The organism is Lysinibacillus sp. C5.1 (assembly GCF_016350185.1).
GTDB classification, from domain to species: domain Bacteria; phylum Bacillota; class Bacilli; order Bacillales_A; family Planococcaceae; genus Lysinibacillus; species Lysinibacillus sphaericus.
In genome coordinates, this window is sequence record NZ_CP066226.1 from 450,731 (window position 1) to 462,525 (window position 11,795).

Here is an 11,795-nt window from a genome sequence, read left to right on the forward strand (position 1 = left end):
AAGTGTTATTAAATCAATGTTTCAGTATAAAATATTGTACTCCTGAGAAGTACAATTGTTCATATGTGGAGGTTTGGAGAAATGGAAAAGATTATGGTTACAGGTGCTCTTGGTCAAATAGGCTCTGAGCTGGTAGAAAAACTTCGTAGTATTTATGGAGAGGACAATGTGTTAGCTACAGATATACGAAAGCTTGAACATACAAAGGGGCCATTCGAAGTGCTGGACGTGACGGATGGACAAAGGATGCATGATTTAGCTAAGGGTTTTGGTGCAGATACGATGATGCATTTAGCTGCACTACTATCTGCAACTGCAGAAAGAAATCCATTGCTTGCTTGGAATTTAAACATGGGTGGTTTAATGAATGCATTAGAAGTGTCGCGTGAGTTGAAGTTACAATTTTTCACGCCGAGTTCTATTGGTGCATTCGGTCCAACAACACCTAAGGATGATACGCCACAAGATACATTACAGCGTCCAACAACGATGTATGGTGTAAATAAAGTCGCGGGAGAATTATTATGTGACTATTATTTCAATCGTTTTGGGGTAGATACACGTGGTGTACGCTTCCCAGGATTGATTTCTTATGTAACGCCTCCTGGCGGTGGTACAACGGATTATGCCGTAGAAATCTTCTATGAAGCGATTGAACAAGGGAAGTATACATCATATATTCAAGAAGGAACGTATATGGATATGATGTATATGCCAGATGCGTTACAAGCGATTGTGGATTTAATGGAGGCTGATAGTAGTAAACTAATTCATCGCAATGCATTTAATATTACTGCGATGAGCTTTGAACCATCACAAATTGCAGCCGAAATTAAAAAACATTTGCCACAATTCCGAATGGATTATAACGTCGATCCGATTCGTCAAGCAATTGCGGATAGTTGGCCAAATTCTATCAATGTTGATGCAGCCAAAAATGAATGGGGCTTTAAAGCAGAATATGATTTAGCCAAGATGACTATCGATATGTTGGAGAAGTTAAAAATTAAACTGCAAAAGAAGGCTATTTCATAAAAATAAAAGCTTTTTCAAATGAAAATAAATTAACGCAGGTAAAGAGAAACGACATTGTTTTTCTTTACCTGTTTTTTGTTGACGTGGCACTATTCAATAAAAAACAGGATAGAAAAACAGAGTATAAAAAAGAAAATTTTTGGAATATATAGCATAATAATTAATTTTCTAATATAATCATATTCAGAATATTAATAGTATTCTGTTAAAGAATACATAGATGTTCTACAAGTGTTTGGGGGAATTCACTTAGAAGAAGGGATGGATGTAATATGATGCAAACACCATTAGTATTAACAAACTTTTTTAAGCGAGCTGAGAGTTACTTCGCTAGAAAGACAATCGTGTCGCGTACAAGTGCACATAAAATTCACCGTTTAACATATGGAGAATGGGCGAAAAGGACGCGTCGTTTAGCAGATGCGCTGACAAAGCTGGGGATGGAAAAGGGGAAAAAGATTGGTTCCTTCGCGTGGAATCAGCATCGCCACTTAGAGGCGTATTTTGCAGTGCCATGTTCTGGTGAATATTCGCTTATCTGAAGAGCATTTAATTTATATCATTAACCATGCCGAGGATGAGATTTTAATGATTGATGTTGATTTGCTCCCTATCATAGAAAATATTGCTAGTGAGTTAAAAACAGTAAAACATTATATTATTATGACTGATGAAGAGACGTTACCAGAGACAACGTTACCGAATGCTTTATCCTATGAAGAATTATTAGCTGCTGCAGATGAAAACTTCGAATTTCCAGATGATTTAGAGGAAGAAGCACCTGCTGGTATGTGTTATACAAGTGCCACAACAGGAAATCCAAAAGGGGTGGTTTATTCACATCGTGGCTTAGTGTTACACAGTATGATGCTAAGTATGTCCGACTCCATGGGTATTTCAGAGCGCGATGTTGTGATGCCAATTGTGCCAATGTTTCATGCAAATGCTTGGGGGTTGCCATTTGCAAGTGTCAATGTCGGTGCAACACAAGTACTGCCAGGGCCTCAATTTACTTCTGATTTGATTTTAGATTTAGTGGAGCAAGAAAAGGTGACATTGACTGCGGGTGTACCGACCATTTGGATTGGAGCATTACAAGAGCAGGAGAAGCGTGAGCGAGATATCAGTTCGCTTCGCGCGATTTGTTGTGGTGGTTCAGCTTCACCAACACGTTTAATCCGTACGTTTGAAGAAAAATACGGTATTCCATACATCGTTGTTTATGGGATGACGGAGACAACGCCAATCGTTGCGTTATCAAATTATATGTCATGGATGGAAGAATGGCCGATTGAAAAACGTATTGAAGCTCGTGCTACGCAAGGAATGACAATGGCTGGGATTGAGTCAAGTATTATTAATGATCATGGAGAAGTGCCATGGGATGGTGAGACCATGGGCGAATTACGTTTACGTGGTCCGTGGATTTCACATGAATATTATCGAGATGAGCGTACAAAAGATGCCTATCGAGATGGCTGGTTATTTACAGGAGATATTGCGGTTCGTACGGCGGACGGCTTTATTAAAATTACTGACCGAACAAAAGACTTAATTAAATCTGGTGGTGAGTGGATTTCTTCTGTAGATTTGGAAAATGCACTAATGACGCATGATGCTATATTTGAAGCAGCAGTTATTGCAATTCCACATGCCAAATGGCAAGAACGTCCACTAGCCTGTGTCGTTTTAAAGGAAGGGATGGCAGCAACGGAAGAAGAATTGCTAGCATTTCTAGAAAGTCAATTTGCGAAATGGTGGGTGCCAGACGATATTGTCTTTTTAGATGAAATCCCGAAAACATCTGTAGGAAAGTTCTTAAAAGCTAAGTTACGTGACAATGTAGCGGAAATTTATCCGAAGCTAAATATGCTTGTGTAATAGGAAAAGAGGCTAGGACATAACTAAAAAAAATTAAGGAACAGAGGAAAGGTGTTCGTAAATTTTTGCTATTATGGGAACTTAGCCATTCTTGCTTTTGCAAAAATAAAAAATTAGAAGTGTTCACTAGTTGTTGGTAACGAAGGCGGTGACTCCTGCTTAGAACGCACACACCGTAAGACGCTGTCATTCCGCGCATTAGCGAGGGTTGCGGCTTACTGTGCTGAGCGGAACGCACCGCCGAAGCGGACAACAACGGCGCAGCAAAAAAGTGTTAGATTGATGGCGGAACTGACCCCATTAGGTATAGACAAATAAAAAAAGCATCTTCGATTGAAATTCGGGTATAGATACTTAAATTTCAATTTGGAGGTGTTTTTTCTATGGGAACAAGAGTGAGTTATCCCTATGAATTAAAAATGAAAGCGATTAAGATGCGATTAGCGGGTGTACCTGTCAAACAGATTCTATTGGAATTAAATATACGTCATAAAACACAGGTCGAAACATGGGTGCGTTGGTATAGAAATGGTGAAGTCAATCGTTTGAAACAACCTGTAGGCAAACAATATATATTTAATAAGGGTCCTGAACCGGACAATGAACAAACGAAATTAGCATTGGAAAACCGTTATTTAAAGCAACAAATTGAGGTGCTAAAAAAGTACGCAGAGTTGGAGAGGAAGTGGTTGGAGAAGTAGCTGTACAGTTAGTTGCGTCACTAAGAAGCATGATGTCTGTAAAGGACATTTGTAAACACTTTGGGATTGCACGATCTACCTACTATCGTTGGAAACAGGCATCAACCGATGCAAGGTCTCGTCAAGCAATAGAGAGACGTATCGGTGAACTCTGTCGAGCAAATAAATTTCGCTATGGCTACAGAAAAATTACAGCACTTTTACGTCAAGAAATGTGCGTCAATCATAAAGTGGTTCAACGTATCATGCAAAAATATGGTTGGCAATGTCGCGTGAAAGTGAAAAAACGGAAACGAACAGGACAACCTTATGCAATCGCAGCAAATTTATTAAATCGCGATTTTGAAGCCACCGCACCGTTACAGAAGCTCGTAACTGATATTACCTACTTGCCATTTGGTCAAAAACAGTTGTATCTTTCAAGTATTCAAGATTTATATAATGGTGAAATTATTGCCTATTCGATTGGAGACTGCCAAGATACTGATTTTGTGCTGGATACATTAGCTCAACTTCATCATTTGCCCGAAGGGTGTACGTTGCACAGTGACCAAGGGGCGGTATACACATCGTATGATTATCAACAGGCCGTAAAAGCAAAAGGCATTACCATGAGCATGTCCCGTAAAGGTACGCCCGCTGATAATGCCCCAATCGAATCGTTTCATTCTGTGTTAAAGTCTGAAACATTCTACTTAGACAATTTGAACAGTACTACGACGGCCATCGTAGAACAAACTGTCAAAGACTATATAAACTATTATAACAATAACCGAATTCAAACGAAACTAAACAACCAGTCGCCGGTTCAATATCGACAACGGGTTGGGTAATGCTTTTTTGTTTAGTGTCTTATATATCGGGGTCAGTCCCGGCAGTCAATCTAACACTTTTTCTCTTTTGTCCAAGCCTGCTTGGTCTTTTTTATCGTTATGATGCGAGTTGTGGCTTGCCATGTGCCCGCGGAACGCATCTAAATGCAAACAGCAATCTATAGTGTAGCTTTATTTTTTAACATATTGAATACTTGTTCAACGTCTTTATCTCCACGACCTGAGATATTAATAATAATACTTTCGTCAGGTGATAGTGTTGGTGCTAATTTTATAGCATGTGCTACAGCATGCGAGCTCTCTAGCGCAGGGATAATTCCCTCCACTTTTGAAAGTACTTGGAATGCTTCTAGCACTTCGTCATTTGATACGATTACATATTCAGCGCGGCCAATTGTTTTTAAATAACTATGTTCAGGGCCAGCCCCAGGGTAGTCAAGACCAGCTGCAATTGAATATGTTGGTAATGGATTACCTTGTGCATCTTGCAATACTAAACATTTAAAACCATGCAATTCACCAGGAGTACCTTCATTTAATGTTGCTGCTTTTTCTGGTTCGATACCGATTAAACGAACGCCTTCATCAGCGATATATTCTGCAAATGCACCGATTGCATTACTACCGCCACCGACACATGCAAGAACTGCTGTAGGGAGTTTGCCTTCTTTTTCTAAAATTTGCTCACGACTCTCACGGCTAATCACTGATTGGAAATGTTTCACCATCGAAGGGAATGGATGCGGTCCTACTGCAGAGCCTAATAAATAGAAAGTTGTTTCATAGTTTTCTACTAAATCAGCAAATGCTTCGTCTACGGCATTTTTCAGACGACCTTGGCCTTTATCAACCGCAACAACTTTAGCACCTAATAACTCCATACGGAATACATTTAATGCTTGTCGTTTTGTATCTTCTAGTCCCATGTAGACTGTGCAATCCATGCCAAACATAGCGCAAGCAGTTGCTGTTGCAACACCGTGTTGACCTGCGCCCGTCTCAGCAATAACACGATTAGCGCCCATGCGTTTTGCAAGTAAAATTTGACCTAGTACATTATTGATTTTATGTGAACCAGTATGATTTAAATCTTCACGCTTTAAATAAATTTTAGCGCCGCCAAGTTGCTTCGTTAAATTTTCTGCAAAATACAGTGGCGATTTTCGGCCAATATATTCACGGAAATAATAGTCTAGTTCTTGATTAAACGCTTCATCATCTTTATATTTTTGGAAGTTCTCATCTAAAATATTTAATACATTTTGAAGCTCTTCAGGAACGAAGCTGCCTCCAAATTCACCAAAATATCCTTTTTGCTCTACTGCTGTACCCATCTGTTCTCGACTCCTCTATTCTAAATTTTCCATAAAAAAAGGTCACTCCAATCCTCTATAAAAAGGACGAGTAACCGTGGTGCCACCTTTATTCGCAAAAATGCGCGCTTGTACTCCTGTAACGGGGAGTTAGTTCGACCTTATTTTAGTAAGGCTGCTCCGAAGTCCATTCACAAGTCCATACTACTGATTTGCACCAACCATCAGCTCTCTAAAAGTACGATTGCTTGCTACTCATCTTCTTCTACACATTTATTATTGAAAAATTTTAATATATTTTCAGAATAGTGTCAAGAAAAAGAAAAAATACTTTTGTAGCCTTAATTGTAAGAGGAAAAGCAGGGGGAGTACGCCCGAAAGTAAAAAAAAGACGAATCGCAAAGACTCGTCTATTAAATCATATTTTTGAAATTTAGGCGCTTGTTGAGCATATACATAATCGGTGCACCGACTGCTAATACAACAAATTCACCGGCTGCGACAGTTAACCATGTCCACAGGAATGGTAATTCTAATGCTAAGTTCAGCTCGAAGGCAATGATAAACATTGTGGATGTAAATAAAAATGTGTTTATGATTAAACGCGCCCATATATTTTGGACAAATTTACAAATCACAATTAACAGGCCAAGCGTAATCATTGTCTGTCCAACGCCAAACACTAAATCATAGGCACCAAGTGGTGAAAATAGATTTGAAATAAACACACCCATAATAATCCCAACAGCAAAGCGAGGGTTAAAGGCAACTAAATGATTAAAAATTTCCGATACGCGGAATTGCACCTCTGTAAAACCAAATGGTGCGACGAGCATTGTAACAGCAATATAGAGCGCGGCAATAATGCCACTTGCTGCTAAAAATTTCACTTTCATATTCATTTCTCCTTAGTTTTTTTTCGTGGGATGGTTACGAACCACGTAAAGCAAGTGCAATCATAGCAGTATTTATAAAGGTTTGTAAATAGCAATGTGTAAAATTTGTGTAGCCCGAATATTCGTAGTATTGCTTCTTTTATACGTGGTGTAAAATTTTCCGATTTTTTAAGTATAAAGTACTGGTGTACCGACAGAAAAAATGTCGGTTGAAATGTCGGTACTATTCTCGATAAAATTAAATTAAATCGAGTATATTCAAATTTGCTATAGCAACCATTTCAGATGACTTAATAAATTAAAGTTGAATTTGAAAAGGAAAAAGGGGTGCAAAGCATGATGAGGATACTTAAACTCACACTATTTCTTTTGATTTTTTTTCCATTAGTTGATTCGGATGTAAAGGCTAATGATGAAACTAATTCAAACATAATTAAAATATTAGATGGGAAAAATATGAGAGAGGAAGAGTTGGATGCAATCTTAAACTCAGGTGAAGAATTTACGATAGAACTAACTGATGAACAAGTAGCTGAACATTATGCAGAAATAAAGGGTGTTTCTTTAGACGAAGCTTACCAGGCAATGTCAGATAGTTTAGCACAAGCTAAGCCAAGAGCAAGGTCTGTTACATCAAATCCGTCTTGTGGATGGTTAGCTACAAGTACACCAGTAACAATTCCAAATAGATCATATAAACCAATTCTTCTTGTGTATGTGAATGTGTGCCGTGGTGGTGCGCAATATATAGATACAAATACGAAACCACTTCTTCAAGAGTTTCGTGCAAACCCAATATCTTTTCAAGGTACAATAGTAGTTGAATTATACAATGGTCACTTTTATTATACAGTGAATGGAAATTTTTATGAATCTACATCAACTACACATACAGGCACTGCTGGAGTCACTACAGTTTTTAGTGCTACTTATTCAGTTGCCTCAACTAGTAATTATTATGCATCGTTAACAATCTTAAGGACAAAACGGGATGTGTTAGGTTATTAGATAGGATAAAGTAAAATGATATTATCCGTAACTGGAGGGATGTCGTTTGAAGAAAATTGCATCTTTGCTTATCTGGGTTTTAATCTGTCTCGTTGGGTGTAACAATACAGAATTTGGAATTTACCAAGGGCGGGATTTAAAAATTGGGGTAATTGGGGCGATTCCAGAAGTAAGGGAAGAAAATATAGATTTTCAAGATATTACTTTTGAGAAGTTAAAAAATAATACGGAATCCCTATCTAAAGAGCTAGATGCCATTATGATTATGAAAGAATTTTTACATGAAGCAGATGATGACCAATATGTAGCTTCTTATAGGTCGTTAAAAATTCCTACATTTTTTATGCAATCGACTAAAGTACATGTACCATTTGTCAATGAAGGTGTACAGTATGATGATATTATTGATGTTGACCCTGCTAATTTCGCAACAGGGTTTCTCGATTTAGGAACTGATGAGAAAAATAAAGAACATACATGGAGATATAAGTTGAGAAAGAAACAGAATATTCAAGATGTTTACTCGCAAATTTTTGCTACTATTGAATCTGTAAGTAGTTAATTAAATGGCGCAGTGAAGGCAAGACGTGCACTCAATGCAAGATGAGGACACCTCTCATCCTTGCTGCTTACGGTGTGCCCCCAGAAAGCACCATTCGAAGTGGACATCAACGATATAGTAAAAAAGCGTTAGATTGACTGCGGTCAATTTAACGCTTTTCTCTTTTGTCCCAAATTCTATTATGCTCTTATCGATTTTTGGATTATGAAGGCAACCTTTAACTTTCGAAAAATTGCCATACAATTATTATTATATTACAAAAGAATTATAAATTAAGAAATGTAGTAGTTTAGCGGTTTAAAGCGACAAATTAAGTGAAAAAGTAAAATATTTTGTCAAATTTAAAAGTCAGAACATTCATAATGTTGTTGACGAATAGCGATAATAACGATAATATAGCGATACATTCACACTTTGCTCGAGTGAAGTGTGATAGATAATAGAGTATTAGTCGGGGGGATTATTTGTGAAGCGCAATATGAAACAGCTTTCGTTCCTATTATTTGGATTATTATTATTGCTTGCTGCTTGTGGTAGCGGTAGTTCATCAGATTCAAAGGGCGACGAAAAGAATAATGCAAGTGAAAGTGGTAGTGTAGATCAAAAAACATATAAAATCGGGATTACTCAAATTGTTGAGCATCCATCTTTAAATGCTGCAACAGAAGGGTTCAAAAAAGCGATTGAGGATTCAGGCTTAAAAGTGGAATATGATGCACAAATTGCACAAGGTGATAACAGCTTAAATACAACAATTGCCAATAACCTAGTAAGTGCAAACGTAGATTTAATTTTTGCTAACTCTACACCTTCTGCACAAGCAGCAGCTACGGCAACGGGCGATATTCCAATTATCTTTACTTCTGTGACAGATGCAGTGGGCGCGCAGTTAATTGATTCGATGGACAAACCAGGGAAAAATGTAACGGGAACAATTGATTTACATCCTGATACGATTTCTAAAACGGTAGCATTATTAAAAGAACTTGGCGCTAAAAACGTCGGTATGGTTTACAATGCTGGTGAGCAAAATTCAGTAGCACAAGTAACAGAAGTGAAAAAAGTGATGGCTGAACAAGGTCTTGAAGTAAAAGAGGCTTCAGCTGCAACTTCAGCGGATGTTAAACAAGCGGCTGAATCGTTAATTGGTAAAGTAGAGGCTTTTTATATTATTACGGATAATACAGTTGTTTCTGCATTAGAATCTGTTATTGATGTAGCAAAAGCAAATAAATTACCGCTTATTGTTGGTGAGCTTGATTCTGTAGAACGTGGTGGCTTAGCTGCATACGGCTTTGAGTACTATGATATAGGCTATGAAGCTGGTCAAATGGCTGTCAAAATCTTAAAAGGTGAAGCAACACCTGCTGATACACCAGCTCAATATCCACAAAACTTAAAATTAGTAGTGAACAAAAAAGTTGCTGATGAATTAGGGATTGAAATTAAAGATTCTTGGGGCGCAGAGCTTTTAGAAAAATAATGCATAAGTCATGTTACATTTGAGCTGAAGCGGGGGAGAACTATCCCCGCTTTCTCTTCATTTTAACTTGTTAAAGCAGACAATCTTTACGTTTATCAATAAGAGATTTGAGTTCCAAGTAAATTTTACAGATTTTAAGAGAAGCTTTTGAACAAGCTAGATAACATCTTGGCGCAATGACGGCTCGGTATAATTGATACGATAATTTTTAGGAGATGATTCAACAATGTTTACAGCAATATTTGGCTCAGTGGAGCAAGGAATCATCTATGCAATTATGGCACTCGGTGTTTACTTAACATTCCGTGTGTTAGACTTTCCGGATTTAACGGTTGATGGAAGCTTTGTAACAGGGGCGGCTACGGCAGCAACAATGATTCTGCTTGGCTACCACCCAATCTTAGCGACTTTAGTGGCAATTGTTGCTGGATTTATTGCAGGATGTATGACAGGAATTCTTCACACAAAAGGGAAGATTAATCCGCTATTATCAGGGATTTTAATGATGATTGCCTTGTATTCGCTTAACTTACGCATCATGGGGTTAACTGCAGAAAATACGATAGGTCGTCCGAATATTCCATTATTAAACTCTGAAACCTTGTTTTCAAAGTTTCAAACATTTTGGAGTAATTTAGGTATCGATGCGGCATTAAATAACGTATTAAAAAGCATCGGCATTCAGCAAGTACCGTCAACTTGGGGTACGTTGATTGTAGTTTTACTCATCACGATTTTAATTAAATTTATTGCGGACTGGTTCTTAAAAACAGAAGTCGGGCTAGCTATTCGAGCAACAGGTGATAATAAACGTATGATTCGTAGTTTCTCTGCGAATACAGATACGCTTATTATTCTTGGTCTTGGTCTTTCGAATGCACTTGTCGCATTTTCTGGAGCTTTAATCGCACAATATTCGAAGTTTTCGGATGTTAGTATGGGGATCGGTATGATTGTTATCGGTCTTGCTTCGGTTATTATAGGGGAAGCCATCTTTGGTACAAAAACAATTATGCGTACTACATTGGCTGTAATCGCTGGTGCTATTATTTACCGCATTATTTTAGCGTTAGCATTGCGCGTCGATTTCCTTGATTCAGGTGATATGAAACTCATTACGGCTATTATTGTTATTTTAGCGCTTGTCGTTCCTCAGTTTGTCGAAAAAAACAAAGAGCGAAAGCGCAAAGCAAAACGGGCAGCAGAACGTTCGCAAGTGAAAACGGTAGAGCAGGGAGGAAAAGGCCTTGCTTAAATTAGACGGCATTAATAAAATTTTTAATGAAGGTACACCCGATGAGAAAATTGCACTTGCTGAAATAAACTTACATTTAAAACCAGGCGATTTTGTTACAATTATCGGCAGTAATGGTGCGGGTAAATCTACGATGATGAATATGATTTCTGGTGCGTTAACACCAGACTTTGGTTCCGTATTAATAGACGGTAATAATGTCACAAGTTTGCCAGAATATAAACGGTCTCATTTCATTGGTCGCGTGTTTCAGGACCCAATGGCGGGAACAGCACCGACTATGACGATTGAAGAAAACTTAGCACTTGCGTATTCAAGAAACAAAAGTCGCGGTCTACGTATTGGCGTTGATAAGAAACGTCGACAATTTTTTAAGGAATCCTTAGAAATGCTAGGGTTAAACTTAGAAAGTCGCTTATCCGCAAAGGTTGGCTTGCTTTCGGGCGGTGAGCGTCAGGCATTATCACTGTTAATGGCTACGTTTACGAAGCCATCCATTCTATTGCTAGATGAGCATACCGCAGCGCTTGACCCTTCGCGTGCGGAGCTTATTACGCGTATTACGAAGCATTTAGTTGAAAAGGACAATCTTACGACGCTAATGGTCACGCACAATATGCAACAAGCATTGGACTTAGGAAACCGTCTTATTATGATGGATAAAGGTCAGATTATCTTGGAGGTCGGCGAGGATCGCAAACATGAACTGACAATTCCTGATTTAATGGCTGAATTCGAACGCATTCGCGGTGAAAAAATGAATTCTGACCGTGCATTGCTAGGTTAATGATTAAACGCTCATACATAGGTATGGGCGTTTTTTATTGT

General features: G+C 38.2%; 9 protein-coding genes, 1 pseudogene, 1 riboswitch and 1 other annotated feature. Of the genes and pseudogenes, 8 read left to right on the top strand and 2 right to left on the bottom strand.

Features of this window, described 5'->3' with window-relative positions:
- The first annotated feature begins 81 nt into the window (after nucleotides 1–81).
- From I5435_RS02085 to I5435_RS02095, 3 genes and pseudogenes are all read left to right on the top strand, one after another.
- On the top strand, nucleotides 82–1,035 hold the full coding sequence (locus I5435_RS02085) for an L-threonine 3-dehydrogenase (protein WP_337983156.1): 954 nt from the start codon (nucleotides 82–84) through the stop codon (nucleotides 1,033–1,035).
- 272 nt (nucleotides 1,036–1,307) lie between these two features.
- A pseudogene (locus I5435_RS02090) lies at nucleotides 1,308–2,916 on the top strand (long-chain fatty acid--CoA ligase).
- 383 nt (nucleotides 2,917–3,299) lie between these two features.
- Nucleotides 3,300–4,450, top strand: a protein-coding gene (locus I5435_RS02095) for an IS3 family transposase (protein WP_337982768.1) whose coding sequence is annotated in 2 segments (ribosomal slippage) — nucleotides 3,300–3,573 and nucleotides 3,573–4,450 — 1,152 coding nt in all. Because the reading frame shifts where the segments join, the coding sequence is not laid out codon by codon here.
- Nucleotides 4,451–4,608: 158 nt separating this feature from the next.
- Here I5435_RS02095 and trpB read toward each other — a convergent pair.
- A complete protein-coding gene (gene trpB, locus I5435_RS02100; RefSeq protein WP_337983157.1) occupies nucleotides 4,609–5,784 on the bottom strand; it encodes a tryptophan synthase subunit beta in 1,176 nt (391 codons plus the stop codon).
- Nucleotides 5,785–5,843: 59 nt separating this feature from the next.
- Nucleotides 5,844–6,040 (bottom strand) — a binding site (T-box leader).
- 136 nt (nucleotides 6,041–6,176) lie between these two features.
- Nucleotides 6,177–6,659: a QueT transporter family protein gene (locus I5435_RS02105; RefSeq protein ID WP_024362817.1), complete on the bottom strand. Its 483-nt coding sequence runs from the start codon at nucleotides 6,657–6,659 to the stop codon at nucleotides 6,177–6,179.
- A 6-nt stretch (nucleotides 6,660–6,665) separates the two neighbouring features.
- A riboswitch (PreQ1 riboswitch) is annotated at nucleotides 6,666–6,710 on the bottom strand.
- Between the two features lie 405 nt (nucleotides 6,711–7,115).
- Between I5435_RS02105 and I5435_RS02110 the strand changes: the two genes are divergently transcribed.
- The 5 genes from I5435_RS02110 to I5435_RS02130 all read left to right on the top strand — a co-directional run bounded on the left by I5435_RS02110 (nucleotide 7,116) and on the right by I5435_RS02130 (nucleotide 11,754).
- Entirely contained in the window at nucleotides 7,116–7,667 is a 552-nt protein-coding gene (locus I5435_RS02110; protein WP_337983158.1) for a hypothetical protein, read from the top strand.
- 46 nt (nucleotides 7,668–7,713) lie between these two features.
- On the top strand, nucleotides 7,714–8,229 hold the full coding sequence (locus tag I5435_RS02115) for a hypothetical protein (RefSeq protein WP_337983159.1): 516 nt from the start codon (nucleotides 7,714–7,716) through the stop codon (nucleotides 8,227–8,229).
- 466 nt (nucleotides 8,230–8,695) lie between these two features.
- Nucleotides 8,696–9,712: an ABC transporter substrate-binding protein gene (locus tag I5435_RS02120; protein ID WP_258842019.1), complete on the top strand. Its 1,017-nt coding sequence runs from the start codon at nucleotides 8,696–8,698 to the stop codon at nucleotides 9,710–9,712.
- Nucleotides 9,713–9,938: 226 nt separating this feature from the next.
- On the top strand, nucleotides 9,939–10,967 hold the full coding sequence (locus I5435_RS02125) for an ABC transporter permease (protein ID WP_024362821.1): 1,029 nt from the start codon (nucleotides 9,939–9,941) through the stop codon (nucleotides 10,965–10,967).
- On the top strand, nucleotides 10,960–11,754 hold the full coding sequence (locus I5435_RS02130; protein WP_024362822.1) for an ABC transporter ATP-binding protein: 795 nt from the start codon (nucleotides 10,960–10,962) through the stop codon (nucleotides 11,752–11,754). Before I5435_RS02125 ends, I5435_RS02130 begins: the two co-directional genes overlap by 8 nt.
- The last annotated feature ends 41 nt before the right edge of the window (nucleotides 11,755–11,795 follow it).

Excerpts from the sequence above, each read along its gene's own strand:
- I5435_RS02085 (WP_337983156.1), top strand. The coding sequence starts at position 82 with ATGGAAAAGATTATGGTTACAGGTGCTCTTGGTCAAATAGGCTCTGAG.
- trpB (WP_337983157.1), bottom strand. The coding sequence starts at position 5,784 with ATGGGTACAGCAGTAGAGCAAAAAGGATATTTTGGTGAATTTGGAGGC.
- I5435_RS02105 (WP_024362817.1), bottom strand. The coding sequence starts at position 6,659 with ATGAAAGTGAAATTTTTAGCAGCAAGTGGCATTATTGCCGCGCTCTAT.
- I5435_RS02110 (WP_337983158.1), top strand. The coding sequence starts at position 7,116 with ATGAGAGAGGAAGAGTTGGATGCAATCTTAAACTCAGGTGAAGAATTT.
- I5435_RS02125 (WP_024362821.1), top strand. The coding sequence starts at position 9,939 with ATGTTTACAGCAATATTTGGCTCAGTGGAGCAAGGAATCATCTATGCA.